Genomic DNA, 21,999 nt, shown 5'->3' on the forward strand with positions numbered 1-21,999 from the left:
AGGGCGGCGTCTGCGGGACGCCGCCCTTTTTCGTATTAGCCGCGTTCGCCGCGTTCCTGGCGGTAGGGCCGCTCGGTCGGAGACGGCGGCGCAGGCGGGGCGGGCGGAACGGCGTAATAGCCCTGGTCGAAGTTCACGACCGGCGGGGCGGTTTCGACGCGCGGCGGCTCGACGTAGACGTTGGGGCGGGCCACCTCGACCTGGGCCGGGGCGACGCGCACGTCGGCGGCGGCCACATGGACCGGCGGCGGCGCCACGTGGACGCGGGCCGGTTCGACGTAGACCGGGGCCGGCTGCACATAGACTGGCGGCGATTCCACATAGACGGGCGGCTGCGAGACGTAGACCGGAGGCTGGCTGACGTAGATCGGCTCGGCGCGATAGTGCACCGGCTGCATGGGCGGGGGAGGCGGGCCGCAGCGACCGCAGTCGTATCCGCCCTGGTAATAGCCCTGCTGGTAGCCGCCCTGATACTGACCTTGATATTGGCCGCCGTAGCCGCCATAGCCGGCGCGCGCCCAGGGGTAGCGGCCGTAGCCGTCGACCGGATAGCCGAAGGGCATGGAGCGGGTGACGCCGGAATAGGCGTAGCCGCCATGCTGGATCGGCGGCTGCGACGGGGCGATCACGACCGGCGGACGAACCCCGGCGCCGCCGTAGCCGTAACCATAGCCGTAGCTTTCGATCGGGCCGTAGCCGCCCTGCCAGCCGGTGTCGCTATACCAGGTCTGGGCGCGGGTCTGGACGACGGGGCCGCGGGCGTAGCCGGCGGCGGCGTTATATCGGGCGCCGGCCTGATGGGCCTCGGCCGCTCCGGCGATGAGGACCGCCGCGCCTGCGGCGGCGTAGAATAGAGCCTTCATGGCTGCGCTCCTTGTTTCGGCCGCAAAGGTTAATGCGGATCTCGCCAGAGCGTTCACTATTCTCCCATCAAGGGAACCGGGGCTCTTTCCTCCCCATGCAATGGGGAGGGGGACCGCGTAGCGGTGGAGGGGCTGGGGCGGCGGAGGTCGACTGCATTTCAAGGTCGACGACAGTGGCGCCCAGCGGCCCCTCCGTCTCGTCGGCTACGCCGCCGATCCACCTCCCCACGCTGTGGGAAGGTGGATCGGCGCAGCGAGCGGTAGCGGCGAAACCAGCTCAAGCAGCGAGCCGCCGCGCGGCGAGCGGTAGCGCTCTAAAAGTCCACCGCCAGGCCCTTCTTCTCCCAGTCGCCGAAACGGGTCGGCTCCGGCCCCTTGCGGCCGCCGACCTCGTTCGGAAGCGCAGCGGCTTCCTCGGCGGCGCGGCGTTCGGCGGCTTCCAGCAGGGCGCGACGGGCGGCCTCGTTCAGGGGGCGTTCGGGCGTGGCGTGGGGCACGTCGGCGTTGAAGGCTTCCTCGGGGGAAGGTTCGAGCTGATGTTCGGTCGGGGGGGTGGGCTGTTCGGTCACAGGTCGCCTGCCTTGAGAGCGGGGATACTGCGGCTCAAATAGACGTTCCGGCTGAACACGCCACCCCTTGAAGTCCGATAGCGCGACCGAAACCCCGCATGAACCATCTGAAGACATTCGCCCTGCTGGCCGTGATGACCGCCCTGTTCATGGGGATCGGCTATCTGATCGGCAAAGGGCCCGGCATGGTCATCGCCCTGGTCGTGGCGGCGGGGATGAATCTGTTTTCCTATTGGAACGCGGATAAGATCGTCCTGAAGATGTACCGCGCCGAGCCGGTGGACGAGACCCACCCCAACGCCGTGGTGCGCGCCTATGTCGCCGACGTGAAGCAGATGGCGAAGGATGCGGGGATGCCTCTGCCCAACATCACCATCATCCCGAACGATCAGCCCAACGCCTTCGCCACGGGCCGCAACCCCCAGAACGCGGCGGTGGCGGCGACGACGGGTCTGCTGGACATGCTGACGCGCGAAGAGATTCGCGGCGTGATGGCGCACGAACTGGCCCATGTGAAGAACCGCGACACCCTGACCATGACGGTCACGGCGACGGTGGCGGGCGCCATCGCCATGCTGGCCAACTTCGCCCTATTCTTCGGCGGCGGCGACGACCGCGAACGGCCGGGCGGCATGATCGGAACCATCGCCCTGATGCTGCTGGCGCCGATGGCGGCGGGGCTGGTGCAGATGGTCATCAGCCGCACCCGAGAATACGAAGCCGACCGCGTCGGCGCCGAGATCGCCAACGACCCGCAGGCCCTGGCTTCGGCCCTGCAGAAGATCGAGGCCTATGCGCGCGGGGCGGTCAACGCCCCGGCCGAGCGTAACCCCGCCACGGCCCATATGTTCATCATCAATCCGCTGAACGGGAAGGGGGCGGACAATCTGTTCTCGACCCACCCGGCTACCGGCAACCGCGTGCGCGCCCTGATGGAGCTGGGGGCCAAGATGGGCATGGGCGGGCGCGTGCGGTCTGCGCCGGCCTTTGTCGCGCCTGCGCCCGCTTCGTCCGGCCTTTCCGCCGCGCCGATCCGAGGGACCAGCGTGCCGACGACCGACGACGCCCCCGCCGCGCCGCCGCGCGGGCCGTGGGGCTGAGCTTTCCGCGAAAGCGGCCCTTTGCGTGCGCGGGCTTAAGCCGCTAGAGCGAAATCGGTTCAGTTGGACGAGTGTCCAACTGAACACAGATATTCGCTCCAAGCATAATTCTGGACCATTGTTCTGGGTTCAGTCGATTTCGACTGAACCGAAAATGGTCTAGAGCGCGCGCCATGACCGACGAGACCGACCCCAAACCGTCCGACGCCGATCGTCCCGAATGGGCCAAGGCGCATGGCCCGCTGCGCTCTTTCGGACGCATCAAGTCGCGGCCGATCAAGGCGAAGCAGGCGGCCCTGTTCGACACCCTGATGCCGCGTATCGCCGTGCCGGACCCGGCCAAGGGGCCGATCGACCCGCTGGCCCTGATGCCGGAGGCGAAAGCCGCCTGGCTGGAGATCGGTTTCGGCGGGGGCGAGCATCTGGCGGCCCAGGCGGCGCGTCACCCCGAGGCGGTGATGATCGGCTGCGAGCCCTTTTTGAACGGCGTGGCTTCGGCCCTGCGTCACGTCGAGGAAGGCGGGCTTGAGAACGTGCGCCTGCACGCCGACGACGCCCGCGCGGTGATGGCGGCCCTGCCGGACGCCAGTCTGGACCGGGTGATGATCCTGTTCCCCGATCCCTGGCACAAGGCGCGCCACAACAAGCGCCGCTTTCTGCAGGACGAGACGGCGGTCGAGATCGCCCGCCTGCTCAAGCCGGGGGGCCGCGTGCGCTTCGTCACCGACTGGCTGGACTACGCCGACTGGGCGCTGGAGCGGCTGGCGCGCACGCCGGGCCTGACGCGCGTTGAAATGGGCGCCGACTGGTTCGCCCCGCCCGAAGACCACGTCGTCACCCGCTATGAGGAAAAGAAGTTGGGCGACACCGACCCGATCTTCCTCGAGTTCGTGCGGAACTGAGACGATGGACGAGCGGCGGTCAGTGTCTGAAACGGCCGACCCTCGCTGGCCCCAGCTTCTTCTTTGCGTCGTGCTCGCGCCGGTGTTGTCGGCGATTTTTTACGGCCTGGCGGGGCGTCTGGCTAATGGCTCAGATACATTGATGATGCTGTCGCCGTTCGTGTGGATGTTCGTGCTGTTTTATGGCCTTGTCCCGTCCCTGCTGTTCGGGAGCCTGGGCTGCATTCTGGCCGAGCGCTTCCTGTCGACGGCGTCCGTGACCGCATGGAGCGTGGCGGGCGCTCTGGCCGCTTCGGCCTATGTGGCGGCGTCGCTGGGGGCGACGGGCCTGGGTCTTGAGGCGGTGGGCTTTTTCGCGCCCTGGCAGATTGTCGAAGACGGCAAGGATGCACTGGGCATGGGCGGCTGGGCCGCGCCGCTCTGCATCATCCTGGCGGGGTTCGCCGCCGGGGCGCTCTATCGCCGGCTGTCCAGGCCGCGAACGGCGAGGGCGTCGGCAGGGGGCTGACACGGCCCCTGCTTTGGCCTATATGACCGCTCACATCGTTAGACCGACGTCCAACGGCGTCGTATCAAGCGGCGGCCCGGACGGACCGTCGCTTTTGTTTTTGGAGTAGCCGTTTGCGGGCCAAGACCGCCGAAGACCGTGCTCTGCTTGAGCTGATCGACCCCGTGGCCGAGAGCCTGGGGCTGGCGGTCGTGCGCGTGCGCCTGATGGGCGGCACCCTGCGTCGCCGTCTGCAGATCATGGCTGAGCGCAATCTCGATCACGACATCTCGGTCGAGGAATGCGCCCGCCTGTCGCGCGCCGTGTCCGAGGTGCTGGACGCCGCCGACCCGATCTCGGGCGAATATCTGCTGGAAGTCTCGTCGCCCGGCATCGACCGGCCGCTGACGCGCTTGATCGATTTCAGCCTGTTCGAAGGCCTGGAAGCCCGCCTGGAAACCGACCGCATGGTCGAGGGCCGCAAGCGCTTCAAGGGCATTGTCGCCGGCGTCGAGGGCGAGAACATCGCTATCGATCTGGACGGCGAGGACGAGACCGCCCTGATCCCCTTCGCCTGGCTGGCCGACGCCAAGCTGGTGCTGACCGATGAATTGCTGAAACGCGGCGCGGCCCTGCGCGCGGCGCGCGGCGAACCCGAAGACGACGGCCTGCCTGAGGGTGCGCCCGACGCTGAACAATCCAACTCCGACTCCACTAAGGACGACGCCTGATGGCCGTGACCGGAATCTCCGCCAACCGCCTGGAACTGCTCTCTATCGCTGACGCCGTCGCGCGCGAGAAGAACATCGACCGGGAGATCGTCATCGAGGCGATCGAGGAAGCGATCCAGAAGGGCGCCAAGTCGCGCTATGGCGCTCACCACGACATCCGCGCCAAGATCGACCACAAGACCGGCGAGCTGAGCCTGACCCGTCACGTCACCATCGTCGCCGACGACTGGCAGCCGGAAGACGAGCTGGAAGAGTTCAACGACAGCGCCATGGTGCGTCTGCGCGACGCGCTGAAGCGCGACGCCGAGGCCGAGGTCGGCAAGGAATACGTCGAGATCCTGCCGCCGTTCGAGTTCGGCCGCGTCCAGACGCAGATGGCCCGCCAGGTCGTGACCGGAAAGGTCCGCGAGGCCGAGCGCGCCAATCAGTACGAAGAGTTCAAGGATCGCGTCGGCGAGATCGTCAACGGCACGGTCAAGCGCGTCGAATACGGCAACACCATCGTCGATCTGGGCCGCGGCGAAGGCATCATGCGCCGCGACCAGTCGATCCCGCGCGAAGTGTTCAACGTCGGCGACCGCGTCCGCACCTACATCTATGACGTGCGCCCGGAAGCCAAGGGCCCGCAGGTCATGCTGTCGCGCGCCCATCCGGGCTTCATGGCCAAGCTGTTCGCCCAGGAAGTGCCCGAAGTCTATGACGGCGTGATCGAGATCCGCGCCGCCGCCCGCGACGCCGGTTCGCGCGCCAAGATGGCCGTCCTGTCGAACGACAGCTCGATCGATCCCGTCGGCGCCTGCGTCGGCATGCGCGGCTCGCGCGTTCAGGCGGTCGTCGCCGAACTGCAGGGCGAGAAGATCGACATCATCCAGTGGAACGACGACGAGCCCACCTTCATCGTCAACGCTCTGGCCCCGGCTGAAGTGGCCAAGGTGGTGCTGGACGAAGAAGCCGACCGCGTCGAAGTGGTGGTCCCGGACGAGCAGCTGTCGCTGGCCATCGGCCGTCGCGGCCAGAACGTCCGCCTGGCCTCGCAGCTGACCGGCTGGCAGATCGACATCATCACCGAGTCTCAGGACTCCGAGCGTCGCCAGCGCGAGTTCGCCGAGCGCACCGCCCTGTTCCAGGAAGCCCTGGACGTGGACGAGACCATCGCCCAGCTGCTGGTCACCGAAGGCTTCGCCACGGTCGAGGATCTGGCCTTCGTCGAGCCCTATGAGATCTCCGAGATCGAAGGCTTCGACGAGGATACGGCCGAAGAGCTGCAGACCCGCGCCCGCGAGCACCTGGACCGTCAGGCGGCCGAGCTGGACGCCAAGCGCGTGGCTCTGGGCGTCGAGGACGGCGTGCTGGAAATTCCGGGCGTGACCGCCGCCATCGCCGTCGCCCTGGGCGAAGGCGGGGTGAAGACGGTCGAGGATCTGGCCGACCTGGCCACCGACGAAATCCGCGGCGGCTATGAAGTGCGCGGCGGCGAGCGGGTCAAGGTTCCGGGCGTGCTGGAAAGCTTCAACCTGAGCCAGGAAGACGCCGAAATGCTGATCCTGCAGGCGCGCGTGGCCGCCGGCTGGATCGACGCCTCGGAACTGCCTCAGCCGGAATACGTCGAGGAAGAGACGCTGGAAGGCGACGTCGAGTTCGACGGCGAAGGCGAAGGCCAGGAAGAAACCCCGGCGGATGACGCCGACGCCGACGCTGATGCTGATGCAGAGGTCGTTTCCGACGACCTCGACGATCAGTCCCGCGACATGTGATGGGAGCCGCAGCTGTCCATGAGGTCGTCCGAGACGTTGATCGATAGAGATCGTCAGGACCTGGCGTCACGCCAGGTCCTCGATGAATCTCGCCTGATCCGTTTTGTCGGCGGCCCGGACGGCGCAGTGGCGCCCGATCTGGGGCGTAAGCTTCCGGGGCGCGGCCTGTGGGTCGCGGCCGACCGCGCCTCGCTTGAGGCTGCGATCAAGAAAAACCTGTTCGCGCGGGCCGCCAAGGCGCCGCTGAAGCCCGCCGCCGACCTGCCTGATCTGGTCGAAAGCCTGTTGGTTCGGCGCTGTCTGGACCAGCTGGGGCTTGCCCGGCGCGAAGGCGTGCTTATCTCTGGCTTCGAGAAATGCGCTGCGGCGATCCGCAGCGGCCGCGCCGCCTGGCTGATCGAAGCCGCTGACGGCTCGGCCGATGGGCGCGGCAAGCTTCTGGGCCTCACCAGACACGCCTCGCCCGCCCCCGAAATCTGCGGGGCTTTCAGCGCGGACGATTTGAGTTTGGCCCTTGGGCTGGAAAATGCGATACACGCCGTCCTGCTGCGAGGCGGGCGGGCTGATCGTTGGACCCAGGAGGTTCAGCGGTTGGCGGGATTTCGACCTCTCTGTCCCCAGAGCTGGAACCGGGCGGGGCCCGAAAACGGCGCAGAGGACGACCGGGGCGGCGCCCCGGATGGAGAGCCTTAGGGTTTCGGCGGTTGCGGGCCTGTTTCCGATATGACGGAGGCGGGGCCGCATTCTGCTATGGGTGCACAAGATAGAGACGAAGGCGGAATTCTCCGCCCTGAGTAAAGCGACCGGATGAGCGACGAAAACAACAATTCCAACGACGGCAAGACTCCTGCCAACACGCCTTCGCAAACGGGGCCGCGCGCTCCGTTGAGCCTGAAGCCGCGTGCGGCGGGTTCGGTCTCGACCGGCACGGTGAAACAGAGCTTCAGCCACGGCCGTTCCAAGACCGTCGTCGTCGAGACCAAGCGCCGCGCCGGCCCGCAGGGCGGGCATCAACGTCCGCAGGGCTTCGACGTCGCACGTCCGCGCTCCGAAGGCGGCGCGCCGCGTTCGTCTGCGCCGCGTCAACCGGCCGGCGGCGCCCTGTCGCCCGAGGAACAGGAGGCGCGTCGCCGCGCCATCGCCCTGGCCACGCAACAGGCCGCCGAACGCGAGCGCAACGCTGTCGCCGCCAAGGCCGCGGCCGAAGCCGCCGAGCGCCAACAGGCCGCCGCCGCCGAAGCCGCTGCGGCCAAGGCTGCTGCCGAAGCCGCCGCCGCCAAGGCCGCCGCTGAAGCTGCCCGCGTCGAGGCCGCCAAGCTGAGCGCCACGGCTCCGGCTCCCGCTGCGGCCAAGCCGGTCGCGCCCAAGGCGGAAGCGCCCAAGGTCGAGGCTCCGAAGGTCGAAGCCAAGCCTGAGCCGGCCAAGCCTGCCGCCCCGGCCGCTCCTGCGGCTCCGGCCGCGCCCAAGCGCCCGGCCGTCAACTTCGGCCAACGCGCGCCCAAGATCCCGACCGGCCGCGCGCCGTTGGAGCGTCCCGCCTTTGGCGGCCGTTCGGCGCGCGAACAGGCCATGGGCGACGGCGAGCGTCCGCAGACCCGTGAACAGGCGCCGCGTGAAGGCGGCCGCGAGGGCGCCGAGCGTCCTGCACGTCCGGCCCAGACTGTTCGCTATTCGGCGCTGAACCCGCGTCCGGCGCCCGGCGCCCGCGCCGGCGCGCCCGGCGCGGCGCGTCCTGGCGCCCGCCCGGCTCCGAACCAGCCTCCGGCCCAGCCCGAAGTGGCGCGTCCCAGCCGCGCCGGCGGCGGCTTCGCCCGCCCGGCGACCGGTCGCGAGGACGATCGCGAGAAGCGTTTCGCCGACAATGCGCCCGGCAAGGCCGTCAGCCGCACGCGCGGCGAGCCCAAGCGCCGCGAAGGCCGCCTGACCATCCATTCGGTGGCGGGAGGCGACGAGGACGCCGTCGAGCGCATGCGCTCGCTGGCCTCGGTGCGCCGCGCTCGCGAACGCGAGAAGGAGAAGCGCCGCGGCGGTTCGACCGAAACGCCCAACCGTCCGCGTGAAGTGGTCATTCCCGACACCATCACTGTCGGCGAACTGGCCAACCGGATGGCCGTGCGCGGCGTCGACATCATCAAGTTCCTGATGCGTCAGGGCCTGATGATGAAGATCAACGACGTGATCGATTCCGACACCGCCGAACTGGTGGCCGAGGAATACGGCATGGCCGTCAAGCGCGTGTCCGAATCCGACGTTGAAGAAGGCTTCATCGCCGACGCCGACGACGCCGATGCGGGCGAGATCCGCGCCCCGGTCGTGGCCATCATGGGTCACGTCGACCACGGCAAGACCTCGCTTCTGGACGCGCTGCGCACCACGGACGTGGCGGGCGGCGAGGCCGGCGGCATCACCCAGCACATCGGCGCCTATCAGGTCCGCCTGGGCGACGGTCAGCGCATCACCTTCCTGGACACGCCGGGCCACGCGGCCTTCTCGGCGATGCGGGCGCGCGGCGCCAACGTCACCGACATCGTCGTCCTGGTCGTGGCGGCCGACGACGGCGTCATGCCGCAGACGGTCGAGGCCATCCAGCACGCCAAGGCGGCGGGTTCGCCGATCATCGTGGCGGTCAACAAGATCGACAAGCCGGACGCCAATTCCCAGAAGATCGTCAACGAGCTGCTTCAATATGAAGTCATCTCCGAGAGCCTGGGTGGCGACACGCAGATCATCGAGCTGTCGGCCAAGGAAAAGATCAACCTCAACGGTCTGACCGACGCCATCCTGCTGCAGGCCGAAGTCATGGACCTGCGCGCCAACGCCGATCGTTCGGCCGAGGGCGTGGTCATCGAGGCCAAGCTGGACAAGGGCCGCGGCCCGGTTGCGACCGTCCTGGTCAAGCGCGGCACGCTGAAGCGCGGCGATATCGTCGTGGCCGGTTCGGCCTGGGGCAAGGTTCGCGCCCTGCTGAACGAGCGCAACGAACAGCTGCCTGAAGCCGGTCCGTCGGTTCCGGTCGAGATCCTCGGCCTGGACGAGGCGCCGTCGCCGGGCGACGTCTTCGCCGTGGTGGAAACCGAGGCCCGCGCCCGCGAACTGACGGAATACCGTCAGCGCGTGAAGCGCGAGAAGACCCAGGTCTCGGGCGGTTCGCTGTCGCTGGTCGACATGATGTCCAAGCTGCAGTCCAAGAAGGTCTCGGAACTGCCGGTCCTCATCAAGGCCGACGTGCAGGGCACGGCGGAAGCCATCGTCAGCTCGCTGGACAAGATGGGCAACGACGAAGTCCGCGCCCGCACCGTCTATTCGGGCGCCGGCGGCATCACCGAGAGCGACGTCAATCTGGCCAAGTCGGCCGGCGCGCCGATCCTGGGCTTCAACGTCCGTGCGTCGAAGCAGGCCCGCGATCTGGCCGAGCGTGAAGGCGTCGAGATCCGCTACTACTCGATCATCTACGACCTGCTGGACGACATTAAGGGCGTGCTCTCGGGCATGCTGGCGCCGCTCCAGCGCGAAACCTTCCTCGGCAACGCCAAGGTTCTGCAGGCCTTCGACATCACCAAGGTCGGCCGGGTCGCAGGCTGCCGCGTCACCGAGGGCGTGGTCCGCAAGGGCGCGCGCGTCCGCATCATCCGCGACGACGTGGTGGTGCTGGAACTGGGCGTGCTCAACACGCTCAAGCGCTTCAAGGACGAGGTCAACGAAGTGCCTTCGGGTCAGGAATGCGGCATGCAGTTCGCCGGCTTCCAGGACATCAAGGAAGGCGACTACATCGAGTGCTTCACCGTCGAAGAGATCAAGCGCACCCTGGACTAGGACGCTTGAGCCTCACGGCTTGAAACAGAGAAGGGCGCGGTTTCTACGGAAGCCGCGCCCTTTGTCTTTGGGTGCTGCGGCCAATTTCCGCTCATCCCGGCGGATGCCGGGACCCAGTTCTTTGGCTACGAACGCGCGGTGGACCCCAAGCTTTGGCAAGGGTGAGTGTGCGGCTCTCACTGGATCCCGGCATCCGCCGGGATGAGCGGGGAAAGGGCTCAGCCCTCGACGGCGGACCGCAGCGCGCCGTCGGCGAAGGTCAGGATGAAACGCAGGACCGGCGCGGCGTCGTCGGCCTGAAGCTCGACTTCGAGCCGTTCGCCGCTCAGTTCGGCCGTCAGCTTCACCTCGTCCTCGCCCAGCCAGGCGCGGCCGGAGACCTTCTGATAGGTCTGCTCCAACTCCAGGCGGCACGGCGTTCCATCGGCGCGGGTCCAGTCCCATCGACCCGCGACGGGGGCCGGAACCGTCCATTTGTAGATATAGCCGTCGATAACTTTGACCCGCTCATCAGCCTGCCAGTCGCCCATGTCGAAGGCGTGGGAGACGATGCGGGCGCCGGGCTTCAGCTGGCTGAGCAGGCGCGGACGAAGCTCCACATTGATCGATTGCAGCAGATAGAGGCTGACCACGGTGGCCGGACGGATATCGACGGCGAAGAGGTCTTCCTCGATGAAGTCGACCAGATGCTCGACCCCGGCCCAACCGGCGTACTCTATGGCGTCGGCGATCCGCACCGGGTCGATGTCGACGCCGACGCCGCGCGCGTCGCGATCACGAGCGGCGGCGATGACGATGCGCCCGTCGCCTGAACCGAGGTCGTACAGCCGGTCATTGGGGCCGACGCCCGCCAGGCTCAGCATGGCCTCGACCGTATCCTCCTCGGTCGGGACGAAGGGCACGGCGAGATAGTGGTCCGGGTCCAGGGCGTAGTTGTCGATGTCGAAGGGGTCTCTGAACACGGTCTTGGATCATGCAGCGGGGGAGGGGGCGCCATCATGACGGATCGACCGCCGTCTTTCCACTGGATGGGACCGGGCGGATGGGGCCGGGTGGATGGGATTGGGCCGGTCGTGCGCCTGGGCCGCATTGGAGGCTTCATCTGAAGCCCGCTTGGCCTTAGGGTTCGGCCCAATCGCGTCGGGGGGCGCTAATGAATGGGCCGCCATGCCTCGTCCTAGTCTGTCTATGCTTCTGATCGTCGCCAGCCTGGGCGCCCTCGCGACGCCGGCGCTGGCCGACACCCGGTTCCTGTCCTTCGACGCACGCGACCGCGCCACCCAGACCCTGACGCGCGGGGTGACGCTGGAGGTCGAGCGCGGCTGGTTCGGCGCCACCTCGGTGAAGAACCTGTTCTCCTCGACCTCGCGCGGATCGGCCCGGTTCGCGCGCGGCGGACCGGACCAGGTGCGGCGCGTCCTGCCGCAAGGGGCGGCGGACGGCGGAGTCTACAGCATCACGACCGACGGCGACGGCCGCGCCCTGTCGCGCGCCCTGTGCCCCGGTTCCGAGGAAGCCTTCATCGTCGTCGGACGGGTGCGCGCCGGTCACCCCCTGACGATCGAGACGGTCGGGCGTTGGGCTGACGGCCAGTACCGTCACTGCGTGACCCTGAACTACGACTATCGCGGCGAGTGGGCGACGATGCAGGGCTCTTCGCCGGCTCGCGACGTTCCCGCCGCTTTCGGGACCAACTAGGGGAGCGGCGCAGGGGTGTTGATCCGCTGGAGCCTCGCTGTCCTGATCGGCCTGCTGGCCGGGGTATGGACGGCCGAGCGGCCGGGCGACCCCGCCCTGTTCCCCGCCGGAGCGTCGGAGGCGACGGTCGTCGTCCACCTGCTGGACAACGGATTTCACACCGACCTGGCCGTGCCGCGCGCGGCGCTGGCGGAGGGCGACGACGCCCTGGCGCGGGCGGTGCGCGCCCTGCCGTCGGGCGACTGGGTGCGGGTCGGCTGGGGCGACTCCGTCTTCTATGTCGAGCAGGGACCGATCAGCGCCCGATTGCCCGACGGGGCGCGGGCCTTCTTCAAGCCGGGCGGCAATCCGTCCGTGGTCATGCTGGACCCTGACCCGATCGATCCGGCGCTGTTTCCCGAGCCGGGGCGGGCGACGATGCGCCTGTCGCCCCAGGGCTTCGCCGCCTTGCGGGCGCGAGTGGCGGCGTCGTTGCGGCTGGATGACGGAGGCCAGGCTGTGGTTTCGGCGCAGAGAGACGGCGACGACGCCGTCTTCTACGCCAGCCGCGAGACTTTCTGGGCCGGACATCTGTGCAACCACTGGACGGCCGAGGTGCTGAACGCGGGCGGCCTGTCCATGCCGATGGCCCGCAGCCTGACATCGAGCGCGGTGATGCGGGCGGCGCGCACCGCCGAACAGCGCGCGGCGGAACTGGACTTGAACGACGCAGGCGACTAGACCCCGCCCCTTCGCGTTCAAGAGCCGGCGTCCGATCCCCGGCGGCGCGAGCAGGAGGAGCCTACGATGGCCCGCAAGCAACACACCCGCAACGCCAGCGGCCCGATGGGGCCGTCGCAGCGCCAGCTGCGCGCCGGCGAACTGATCCGCCACGCCCTGGTCGACGTCATGCGCGAGCATGAGATCCACGACGAGGCCCTGGTCGGCGTCTCCGTCACCGTGACCGAGGTGCGGATGAGCCCGGACCTGCGCCACGCCACCTGTTTCGTCGAGCCCCTGGGCGCCGGCGTCGACGCGGCCGAGACGGCCGGGCAGGAGAGCGCCATCATTAAGGCGCTGAACGAACACGCCAAATTCCTGCGCGGTCAGCTGGGCCGCCGCATCGACATGAAGTTCACGCCCGACCTGAAGTTCCGCCACGACGAGAGCTTCGATACGGCCAGCCACATGGACCGGCTGTTCGCCGATCCGCGCGTGCGCGCGGATATCGAACAGGCTGACGATCAGGGCGAAGACTGAGTTATGGCGCGACGCAAGAAGGGCGACCTCGTCAACGGCTGGGTCTGCCTCGACAAGCCCTATGAGATGGGCTCGACCGAGGCGGTGACGAAGATCCGCCGCCTGTTCAACGCCCAGAAGGCGGGCCATGCGGGGACGCTGGACCCGCTGGCCTCGGGCATTCTGCCCATTGCGCTGGGCGAGGCGACCAAGACCGTGCCCTTCATGATGGAGGCGCAGAAGGTCTATCGCTTCACCATCCACTGGGGCATTTCGACCGACAGCATCGACCGCGAGGGCGAGATCATCGCCCGTTCGGAGGTGCGTCCCTCGGTCGAGGCGGTGACGGCGGCACTGCCGTCCTTCGTCGGCGAAATCGACCAGACGCCGCCGGCCTTCTCCGCCGTGCGGGTCAACGGCGAGCGCGCCTATGATCTGGCGCGGGCGGGCGTGGAGGTCGAACTTCAGTCGCGCCGCGTGACCATTCATGAGGCGGCGGTGACGGGCGCGCCCGACGCCGATCATGTCGAGATCACCATGCGGACCGGCAAGGGCGTCTATGTGCGTTCACTGGCGCGCGACCTGGCGATCATGCTGGGTGCGGAAGGGCATGTCTCGGACCTGCGGCGCGAGCGCGTGGGGCCGTTCTCGATCGAGAACGCCGTAACGCTGGATTTTCTGGAAGACTTGGCGCATAAGGGCGCCGCCTTTGAGGGCTTGCTGCCCGTTTCGACCGCTCTGGACGACATCCCGGAGTTGGCCGTGACGGATCAGGACGCCCTCTCTCTGAGGCAGGGACGGCCGATCGTTCTGCTCCCCCGACAGATTGAAACGCTCAAGGCCCGGCTCACCGCCGGCTCGCGGCTGGTTTCGGTCTTCGAGGGCAAGACATTGGTCGCGCTCGGCAATCTCAGGGCCGGTCGGCTTGAACCCGACCGTGTTTTCAACCTCCCCTGACGCAGGCTTACACGCTTGCCGATAGGACACCCAACGCCCTCAAACAGCGAGCCTCCGCGAGGCGAGCGATAGGGCAAGAAAGGACTCTCGATGTCGATTACGGCTGAACGTAAAGCTGAAGTCATCGCCGATAACGCTCGCTCGACGGGCGACACTGGTTCGGCTGAAGTGCAGGTCGCGATCCTGACGGAACGCATCGCCAACCTGACCGAGCACTTCAAGACCCACAAGAAGGACAACCACTCGCGTCGTGGCCTGCTGAAGCAGGTTTCGCAGCGTCGTCGCCTTCTGGACCACCTGAACAAGACCGACAGCGCCCGCTATCAGGCGCTGATCGCCAAGCTGGGTCTGCGTCGCTAAGGCGCGCCCGGTTGCGGATCGGATAATTCCACGAGGCGCGGGCGGACACGTCCGCGCCTCGTTCCGCTCCTAGACTATGCTTTCCCGTGCGCCGCGGGTCTTACCGGCGCAACCGACGCGAGGGCCTGAAATCCGGTCCTCAATCACCCGTCCGGCCGCGATGATGCGGCCTGGCTAATGGGGACCGCAGGACTGAACGGCCTGCCGCTCCGCACACCCCCGACGGGAATACGCCCGCGGGAGACGAAAGAAGAATAATGTTCGACATCAAACGCAAGACGATCGAGTGGGCCGGACGCCCGCTGACGCTGGAAACCGGCCGCATCGCCCGTCAGGCTGACGGCGCCGTGCTGGCGACCTACGGCGAGACCGTGGTTCTGGCCACCGTCGTCTATGGCCGCCAGCCCAAGCCGGGCCTGGATTTCTTCCCGCTGACCGTCAACTACCAAGAGAAGACGTTCGCCGCCGGCAAGATCCCGGGCGGCTACTTCAAGCGTGAAGGCCGCCCGACCGAGAAGGAGACCCTGGTCTCCCGCCTGATCGACCGCCCGATCCGCCCCCTGTTCGTCAAGGGCTTCAAGAACGAGACCCAGGTCATCGTCACCGTGCTGCAGCACGACCTTGAGAACGATCCCGACATCCTGGGCATGGTCGCCGCCTCGGCCGCCCTGACCATTTCGGGCGTGCCCTTCATGGGTCCGATCGGCGCCGCGCGCGTCGGCATGATCGACGGCGAGCTGGTGCTGAACCCCGCCATCGACACCCTGGGCGAAAGCGCCCTGGACCTGGTCGTCGCCGGCACGCAAGACGCCATCATGATGGTCGAATCCGAAGCCAAGGAGCTTTCGGAAGAGAAGATGCTCGAGGCCCTGATGTTCGCGCACGCGGGCATGCAGCCGGTGATCGACGCCATCATCGAACTGGCCGAGCACGCCGCCAAGGAGCCGTTCGACTTCCAGGCTGAAGACCACTCGGACGTCGTCGCCTCGATCAAGAAACTGGTCGGCGAAGACATCAAGGCCGCCTACGCCCATCCGGGCAAGTACGAGCGCCGCTCGGGCGTCGACGCGGCCAAGAAGACCGCCGCCGCCGCCCTGGTGAAGACCGACGAAAACCCCGACGGCGTCGACTCGTCGAAGTTCTCGGCTGCGTTCAAGGAATGTGAAGCCGACGTCCTGCGTCGCGACATCATCGAGAACAGCCACCGCGTCGACGGCCGCGCCCTGGACAAGGTCCGCGCCATCGTCTCGGAAGTCGGCGTCCTGCCGCGCACCCACGGTTCGTCGCTGTTCACGCGCGGCGAAACGCAAGCCCTGGTCGTCGCCACGCTCGGCACCGGCGAGGACGAGCAGTACATCGACAGCCTGACCGGGACCTATAAAGAGTCCTTCCTGCTGCACTACAACTTCCCGCCCTATTCGGTCGGTGAAGCGGGCCGCATGGGCTCGCCGGGCCGTCGCGAAATCGGTCACGGCAAGCTGGCCTGGCGCGCCATCCGTCCGATGCTGCCGACCCGCGAGGACTTCCCCTACACCATCCGTCTGGTGTCGGAGATCACCGAGTCGAACGGCTCGTCCTCGATGGCCACGGTCTGTGGTTCGTCGCTGGCCCTGATGGACGCCGGCGTGCCGCTGGTCCGTCCGGTCTCGGGCATCGCCATGGGTCTGATCCTGGAGCCGTCGGGCGAGTTCGCCATCCTGTCGGACATTCTGGGTGACGAAGATCACCTGGGCGACATGGACTTCAAGGTCGCGGGCACCTCGGAAGGCATCACCAGCCTTCAGATGGACATCAAGGTCGCCGGCATCACCAAGGAGATCATGCAGCAGGCCCTGACGCAGGCTTCGGCCGGTCGTCTGCACATCCTCGACGAAATGTCGAAGGCGATGGAAGCGCCGCGCGCCGAACTGGGCGAGTTCGCGCCCAAGATCGAATCCATCAAGATTGCGGTCGACAAGATCCGTGAAGTGATCGGTTCGGGCGGCAAGGTCATCCGCGAGATCGTCGAGAAGACCGGCGCCAAGGTCGACATCGGCGACGACGGCACCATCAAGATCGCCGCCAACGAGCAAGAGAAGATCGAAGCCGCCAAGGCCTGGATCCAATCGATCGCCTCGGAGCCGGAAGTCGGCACCATCTACACCGGCAAGGTCGTGAAGGTCGTCGACTTCGGCGCCTTCGTGAACTTCTTCGGCGCCAAGGACGGCCTGGTCCACGTGTCCCAGATCGCTCTGGAGCGCGTCGCCAACCCGGCCGACGTCCTGTCGGAAGGCCAAGAGGTCAAGGTCAAGTTCCTGGGCTTCGACGATCGCGGCAAGACCAAGCTGTCGATGAAGGTCGTCGATCAGGAAACCGGCGAGGACATCACCGACAAGATCAACGCCGAGCGCGCTGAACGCGGTGAAGCCCCGCTGTCGGAAGACACCGGCGGCCGTCCCAAGGGCGACCGCAACGGCGGCGACCGCGGCCGTCGCCGTCGCGACTAAGCCTCGACGTCATCGCTGAACTGAAGAAGGCCCCGGCGGAGCGATCCGCCGGGGTTTTCTTTTGGGCGCTATCGCTTGCCGCGGGGCGGCTCGCTGCTGGAGCGTGTCTTCTCCCTCCCCGTCCCGGGGAGGGTGGCCGAGCCCGTCTGGGCGAGGTCGGGTGGGGGCGACGAGGCTGTTCAAACGCTGAGGCCAGGATCGCCAAGCCCTCCCCATCCGGTCTCCGCTTCGCTCCGACCACCCTCCCCGGGACGGGGAGGGAGAGGCGCGGCGTGTCGAGTCAGCCCTGGCACTCTTTCGGCGGGGTTTCGCCGTCGCGGGTCCACATCGCGCAGGAACGGTCGATCTCGCCCTGGATCAGGTCGCAGGGGTTGGAGGCGTGGCAGGGCGGGCGTGTGGCGGGGCTGACGGCGATACAGCGCTGGACAAGACGGGCGGAGGCCGCTTCGCCCAGGGCCTCAACGCAGGGGCGTTCGTCGAGCGGAACCGATTGGGGCGCCATGTCCGGGCCTTCGGGCAGGCGGGCCTCGGGTTCGCGGGCCGGGGAGGGCGCTGGCGTCGGGACCGGCGCGGGGGCTGGCGGTTCAGGCCGCGGCTGGCAGGCGACTAAAAGCCCGCTCAGGATCAGGCAGGCCAGAAGGGACGGTCGGGTCATGTGCGAGCTTTCGGATCGGGGTTCGCCTTAGCAACGACGATGGTCCCGATCCGGCTCCAGCAAAAGCCTTATCGGCGCGCGGCCTCCACGGCGGCGCGCTGTAGGGCGAACAGTTCGGTGCAGCCGATCTCGGCCAGTTCGAACAGGCGGTCGAACTCGGCCCGGCTGAAGCCGCGCTTCTCGCCGGTGGCCTGGATCTCGACGATCTGACCGGCGCCGGTCAGGACGAAGTTGCTGTCGGCCTCTGCGGTGGAGTCTTCCTCATAATCGAGGTCCAGCACCGGCAGATCCTTGAACACGCCGCAGGACACGGCCGCCACCTGGTCCAGAATGGGGTCGGTCGTCAGCACGCCCTCGTCCTTGAGGTAGTTGAGGGCCGAGGCCATCGCCACCCAGGCGCCGGTGATGGAGGCGGTGCGCGTGCCGCCGTCAGCCTGGATCACGTCGCAGTCGATCAGCACCTGGCGCTCGCCCAGCGCCTTCAGGTCGACCACGGCGCGCAAGGAGCGGCCGATCAGGCGCTGGATTTCCTGGGTGCGGCCCGACTGTTTGCCGGCGGCGGCTTCGCGGCGGCCGCGGGTGTGGGTGGCGCGGGGCAGCATGCCGTATTCGGCCGTGACCCAGCCCTGGCCGGTGTTGCGCATCCAGCCCGGCACCTTTTCCTCGATCGAGGCCGTCACCAGCACCTTGGTATGGCCGAAGGACACCAGGCACGAGCCCTCGGCGTAGCGGTTGACGCCGGTTTCCAGCGTGACGGTGCGGAGTTGTTCGGGGGTGCGTTCGGACGGGCGCATGGGAATTCCTTGGAAGCGGGATGGCGCGTGCTTATCCTGAAACCATGAGCCTGTCCCGCCCTGACCCGTTCGTGGTGTGTCTTCGGTCCGTCCTGACGGGGCGGAGGGCGGCGCCATGAGCCTGCTGCACCCTTCGCCGGGCCTGGCGACGCTGGATGCGCGGGCGCGCGACATCTTCCGGCGCGTGGTTGAGACCTATCTGGAGACGGGCGAGCCGGTGGGGTCGCACACCCTGTCGCGCGCCGGACTGGACCTGTCGCCCGCCTCGATCCGCAACACCATGCAGACGCTGACGCAGGCGGGGTTGCTGGCCTCGCCGCATTCCTCGGCCGGGCGGGCGCCGACCCATGCGGGGCTGCGGCTGTTCGTGGACGGCCTCTTGGAAGTCGGGGACATCGGTCAGGAGGAGCGGCGCGAGATCGACGCCCGGCTGGCGGTGCTGGGCGCCAAGGGCGGCGGCCGCAATGTCGAGGAGGCGCTGGATGCGGCCTCGTCCCTGCTGTCGGGTCTGGCGGGCGGGGCGGGCATCGTCGCCAGCCCGGTGCGCGAGGCGGGGGTGCGCCATGTCGAGTTCGTGGCTCTGGGCGGCGGGCAGGCGCTGGCGGTGCTGGTCGCCGACGACGGGGTGGTCGAGAATCGGCTGATGAACCTGGCGCCCGGCGTCACCCCCTCGACCCTGCAGGAAGCGTCCAACTTCCTCAGCGCGCGGCTGAAGGGGCGCCCGCTGGCCGAGGCCCGGCATGAGATGAAGGCCGAGATGGAGGTCGCCCGGCGCGACCTGGACGCCGCCGCCGCGCGCCTGGTCGAGGACGGGCTGGCCGCCTGGAGCGGCGGCGCAGGCGGCGCGGGCCATGACCGCAACCTGATTGTGCGGGGGCGCGGCAATCTGTTGCAGGACGCCCGCGCGGCGGAGGATCTGGAGCGGGTGCGCGTCCTGTTTGACGATCTGGAGCAGAAGGAACAGCTGATCGGCCTGCTGGACGACGTCGGCGCGGCCCAGGGCGTACGCATCTATATCGGCGCGGAAACGCGACTCTTTTCGCTTTCGGGTTCCGCCGTGATCGCGGCGCCCTATATGTCGGGCCGGCAGCGGGTGCTGGGCGCCATCGGCGTCATCGGGCCCGCGCGGTTGAACTACGCCCGTGTCATACCGTTGGTGGACTATACCGCCCGGGTGCTGGGCCGGATTCTGGACGGACAAGAGACGTGAACGACATCAACGACGAGACGCGGGATCAACTCGAGCAGGACATCCACGAGGCTGACCTCGCACCTGAAGGCGACGAGACCGCCGTGGTCGACGCCCTGATCGCCGAGCGCGATCAGTGGAAGGATCGCGCCCTGCGCGCCGTGGCCGAGGCCGAGAACGTCAAGCGCCGCGCCGAGACGCAGCAGAACGACGCCCGCGCCTACGCCATCCAGCGCTTCGCCAAGGATCTGCTGGGCGTGGCCGACACGCTGGAACGCGGCCTGGCGACGGCACCCAAGGACGCCGACGGCCCGGCGGTCGCCATGCTCACGGGGCTGGAGCTGACGCAAAAATCCCTGCTGTCGGCCTTTGAGGCCAACGGCCTGACCCGCGTCGATCCGGCGCCGGGCGACGCCTTCGATCCGCACCTGCATCAGGCGATGATGGAGCAGCCTTCGGACACCGTGCCGGGCGGCGCTGTCATCCAGACGCTGCAGCCGGGCTACGCCCTGTTCGGCCGCACCGTGCGCGCGGCCATGGTGGTGGTCGCGGCTAAGGGTTCGGGCCCGGCGGCGGGCGGCGCCTATGCCGACCCCAATACGACCGGCGGGAATTTCGACGCCAAGGCCTGAGCGGCTTTTACGCGCTGAAACGACGACGGCCCGGCGCAGACGCGCCGGGCCGTTTTCTGTTTGCCTGTATAGACCGCTCGCCGGCCGGGGGTGAGCGGGTGGAGAGGTCAGCCTTTCAATCTCGAGTTGAACAGTTCGAGCAGCCGCCGCCAGCCGTCCTTCGCGTCCGCCTCGCGGTAGGAGGCGCGATAGTCGGCGTGGAAGCCGTGCGGGGCGTCGTCGTAGAGGATGATCTGGCTGTCGGTCCGGCCGGCGGCCTTCAGGGCGTCGTTCATCGCCTTGACCGTATCGTTGGGGATGCCGCTGTCCGCGCCGCCGTAGAGGCCCAGCACGGGGGCCTTCAGCTCGCTCGCCAGGTCGATGGGCCAGGGGCGGCCGGCCGCCTTCTGTTCGTCGGTCGCCGTGGCGGCGGGGGACAGGCGGCCGTACCAGGCGACCCCCGCGTCCAGCGCCGGGAAGCGGGCCATGGCCTGCCACACCACTTTGCCGCCCCAGCAGAAGCCGGTGATCCCGACCCTGTCGGCCTTCGCCCAGGATTGCGCGCCGATCCAGTCCAGCCCGGCGCCGATGTCGCCCATGACCTGGTCGTAACGGGCCGCGCTGACGATGCGCATGATGGCCTGCATGTCGCTGAGCGGGGCTGGGTCCTGGACGCGGACGAAGAAGGCGGGCGCCACGGCCGCATAGCCGGCCTTGGCCAGGCGGCGGCAGACATCGCGGATGTACTCGTGCACGCCGAAAATCTCGGACACCACGATCACGACGGGAAAGGGGCCAGAGCCAGCGGGGCGGGCGACATAGGCGGGCAGGGCGAAGCCGTCGGGCGCGGGATAGGTCACGTCCTGCGTGACCAGGTCCGTCGCATCGGTCGCGATCGGCTGGGCCGACTGGCTGAGGGCGGCGGGGGCGTAGGCGGCGAAGAACAGCCCGCCCGCTGTCGCCACGCCCAGGCTGCGGCGGCTGGGGGCGATCTGGTCGGGGCTCAGGCCCTCGGGCCGGGTGATCAGGGTCATCGCGGGTCTCCGGTCGGCGCTGTGGAAGGCGTGACAGTGCCCCGGCTTTTTGCGCGCCGTCGAGTCTTTCCGCCTAACCTGCGACCCGCAGGGTCAGGTTGACCCGTCCCCCGCCCGGCAGCAGCCGCGACGAGCCCGCCAGAAGCCGGTCGACGCCGTGGCGCGCCAGCCGCGCGGGTCCGGTCAGGGCGCAGATGTCGCCGGAAGCCAGGCGCACGCTGCGGGTCGCGCCGCCTTCGGCCGGGCCGATGCGGAACACCGCCGTGTCGCCCAAGGAGATCGACAGCACGGGCGCTGTCAGATCGCGCTCGTCCCTGTCCTGATGCAGGCCCATCTTCGCTTCGCCCTGATAGAGGTTGACCAGGCAGGCGTCCGGCGGGCTCGGCCAGCCGGTCAGCGCGTCCCACAGGCTCAGAAGCCGGGGCGGGATGGCGGGCCAGGGGGCGCCGGTCGATGGGTGGGTCGGCTGATAGCGATAGCCTGCGCGGTCCGACACCCAGCCCAGGGCGCCGAAATTACTCATCCGCACCGAGAACGGCCGCCCGCCGGGCGTCGTCGGGCGATAGAGGGGCGCCGCCTCCAGCCCCCGCCGCACCTCGGCCAGCAGTTCGGCCTGTTCGGCAGCGTCCAGCAGACCGGGCCACAGGCGAAAGCCGGGCAGGGCGGTCGGCGCCTCCCTCATCTCTTTTCTGGACGGTTGCAGGGGGTTTTGCGGGATCATCGGCCGAATTTAGCGGCGCCGCGCCGCCTTGTCCGCCATAAGGCGCGGAATCGGCCC

The 21,999-nt window shown here is 68.4% G+C and carries 22 protein-coding genes; 15 read left to right on the forward strand and 7 right to left on the reverse strand.

The features are described from left to right. Positions 1 to 35: 35 nt before the first annotated feature. Positions 36 to 863: a hypothetical protein gene (locus FM111_RS05180; protein ID WP_087139687.1), complete on the reverse strand. Its 828-nt coding sequence runs from the start codon at positions 861 to 863 to the stop codon at positions 36 to 38. 314 nt (positions 864 to 1,177) lie between these two features. Next, positions 1,178 to 1,432, reverse strand: coding sequence for a DUF1674 domain-containing protein (locus tag FM111_RS05185; RefSeq protein WP_087139689.1), 255 nt, complete (start codon positions 1,430 to 1,432; stop codon positions 1,178 to 1,180). Positions 1,433 to 1,530: 98 nt separating this feature from the next. Here FM111_RS05185 and htpX point away from each other — a divergent pair, with 98 nt between their 5' ends. The 7 genes from htpX to infB all read left to right on the forward strand — a co-directional run bounded on the left by htpX (position 1,531) and on the right by infB (position 10,219). Then, a complete protein-coding gene (htpX, locus tag FM111_RS05190) occupies positions 1,531 to 2,532 on the forward strand; it encodes a zinc metalloprotease HtpX (protein WP_087139690.1) in 1,002 nt (333 codons plus the stop codon). A gap of 173 nt (positions 2,533 to 2,705) precedes the next feature. Next, complete coding sequence (trmB, locus tag FM111_RS05195) at positions 2,706 to 3,434, forward strand: tRNA (guanosine(46)-N7)-methyltransferase TrmB (protein ID WP_087139693.1); 729 nt, start codon at positions 2,706 to 2,708, stop codon at positions 3,432 to 3,434. A 142-nt stretch (positions 3,435 to 3,576) separates the two neighbouring features. Then, positions 3,577 to 3,942, forward strand: a complete 366-nt coding sequence (locus FM111_RS05200) for a hypothetical protein (RefSeq protein WP_087139695.1) — start codon at positions 3,577 to 3,579, stop codon at positions 3,940 to 3,942. Between the two features lie 113 nt (positions 3,943 to 4,055). Then, entirely contained in the window at positions 4,056 to 4,652 is a 597-nt protein-coding gene (gene rimP / locus FM111_RS05205) for a ribosome maturation factor RimP (protein ID WP_087139697.1), read from the forward strand. Next, positions 4,652 to 6,406, forward strand: a complete 1,755-nt coding sequence (nusA, locus tag FM111_RS05210; protein ID WP_087139699.1) for a transcription termination factor NusA — start codon at positions 4,652 to 4,654, stop codon at positions 6,404 to 6,406. Before rimP ends, nusA begins: the two co-directional genes overlap by 1 nt. Before the next feature lie 18 nt (positions 6,407 to 6,424). Further along, positions 6,425 to 7,099 (forward strand): RNA-binding protein, encoded by a 675-nt coding sequence (locus FM111_RS05215; RefSeq protein WP_087139700.1) that lies wholly within the window; start codon positions 6,425 to 6,427, stop codon positions 7,097 to 7,099. 114 nt (positions 7,100 to 7,213) lie between these two features. Further along, positions 7,214 to 10,219: a translation initiation factor IF-2 gene (infB, locus tag FM111_RS05220; RefSeq protein WP_087139702.1), complete on the forward strand. Its 3,006-nt coding sequence runs from the start codon at positions 7,214 to 7,216 to the stop codon at positions 10,217 to 10,219. Between the two features lie 218 nt (positions 10,220 to 10,437). Here the strand turns inward: infB and FM111_RS05225 are convergent, their stop codons facing one another. Beyond that, entirely contained in the window at positions 10,438 to 11,181 is a 744-nt protein-coding gene (locus FM111_RS05225) for an SAM-dependent methyltransferase (RefSeq protein WP_087139704.1), read from the reverse strand. A 205-nt stretch (positions 11,182 to 11,386) separates the two neighbouring features. On the opposite strand from FM111_RS05225, the gene FM111_RS05230 reads away from it, so the two are divergent. The 6 genes from FM111_RS05230 (at position 11,387) to pnp (ending at position 16,938) form a co-directional block, all read left to right on the forward strand. After that, complete coding sequence (locus FM111_RS05230) at positions 11,387 to 11,917, forward strand: hypothetical protein (RefSeq protein WP_087139706.1); 531 nt, start codon at positions 11,387 to 11,389, stop codon at positions 11,915 to 11,917. Between the two features lie 18 nt (positions 11,918 to 11,935). Beyond that, complete coding sequence (locus FM111_RS05235) at positions 11,936 to 12,637, forward strand: DUF2459 domain-containing protein (RefSeq protein ID WP_256968101.1); 702 nt, start codon at positions 11,936 to 11,938, stop codon at positions 12,635 to 12,637. A gap of 66 nt (positions 12,638 to 12,703) precedes the next feature. Next, positions 12,704 to 13,156, forward strand: coding sequence for a 30S ribosome-binding factor RbfA (gene rbfA, locus FM111_RS05240; RefSeq protein WP_087139708.1), 453 nt, complete (start codon positions 12,704 to 12,706; stop codon positions 13,154 to 13,156). A 3-nt stretch (positions 13,157 to 13,159) separates the two neighbouring features. Beyond that, the gene (gene truB, locus FM111_RS05245; protein WP_087139710.1) at positions 13,160 to 14,092 is read left to right on the forward strand and encodes a tRNA pseudouridine(55) synthase TruB; all 933 of its coding nucleotides are present in this window, start codon (positions 13,160 to 13,162) and stop codon (positions 14,090 to 14,092) included. A 90-nt stretch (positions 14,093 to 14,182) separates the two neighbouring features. Then, entirely contained in the window at positions 14,183 to 14,452 is a 270-nt protein-coding gene (gene rpsO, locus FM111_RS05250; protein ID WP_024354282.1) for a 30S ribosomal protein S15, read from the forward strand. A 257-nt stretch (positions 14,453 to 14,709) separates the two neighbouring features. Then, positions 14,710 to 16,938: a polyribonucleotide nucleotidyltransferase gene (gene pnp / locus FM111_RS05255; RefSeq protein WP_087139712.1), complete on the forward strand. Its 2,229-nt coding sequence runs from the start codon at positions 14,710 to 14,712 to the stop codon at positions 16,936 to 16,938. 280 nt (positions 16,939 to 17,218) lie between these two features. Here pnp and FM111_RS05260 read toward each other — a convergent pair whose 3' ends face one another. Together FM111_RS05260 and rph are read right to left on the reverse strand one after the other, a co-directional pair. Further along, entirely contained in the window at positions 17,219 to 17,593 is a 375-nt protein-coding gene (locus FM111_RS05260) for a hypothetical protein (RefSeq protein ID WP_087139714.1), read from the reverse strand. A gap of 68 nt (positions 17,594 to 17,661) precedes the next feature. After that, positions 17,662 to 18,387 (reverse strand): ribonuclease PH, encoded by a 726-nt coding sequence (gene rph, locus FM111_RS05265; RefSeq protein WP_087139716.1) that lies wholly within the window; start codon positions 18,385 to 18,387, stop codon positions 17,662 to 17,664. Positions 18,388 to 18,502: 115 nt separating this feature from the next. Here rph and hrcA point away from each other — a divergent pair, with 115 nt between their 5' ends. After that, a complete protein-coding gene (hrcA, locus tag FM111_RS05270) occupies positions 18,503 to 19,597 on the forward strand; it encodes a heat-inducible transcriptional repressor HrcA (RefSeq protein ID WP_087139718.1) in 1,095 nt (364 codons plus the stop codon). A gap of 41 nt (positions 19,598 to 19,638) precedes the next feature. Then, a complete protein-coding gene (gene grpE / locus FM111_RS05275; protein WP_373407955.1) occupies positions 19,639 to 20,208 on the forward strand; it encodes a nucleotide exchange factor GrpE in 570 nt (189 codons plus the stop codon). A gap of 107 nt (positions 20,209 to 20,315) precedes the next feature. Here the strand turns inward: grpE and FM111_RS05280 are convergent, their stop codons facing one another. Together FM111_RS05280 and FM111_RS05285 are read right to left on the reverse strand one after the other, a co-directional pair. After that, positions 20,316 to 21,221, reverse strand: a complete 906-nt coding sequence (locus FM111_RS05280) for a dienelactone hydrolase family protein (protein WP_087139722.1) — start codon at positions 21,219 to 21,221, stop codon at positions 20,316 to 20,318. 73 nt (positions 21,222 to 21,294) lie between these two features. Next, on the reverse strand, positions 21,295 to 21,903 hold the full coding sequence (locus tag FM111_RS05285) for an alpha-ketoglutarate-dependent dioxygenase AlkB (RefSeq protein WP_087139723.1): 609 nt from the start codon (positions 21,901 to 21,903) through the stop codon (positions 21,295 to 21,297). Between the last annotated feature and the right edge of the window lie 96 nt (positions 21,904 to 21,999).

This window comes from Brevundimonas diminuta 3F5N, assembly GCF_900163625.1.
GTDB classification, from domain to species: Bacteria; Pseudomonadota; Alphaproteobacteria; order Caulobacterales; family Caulobacteraceae; genus Brevundimonas; species Brevundimonas diminuta_A.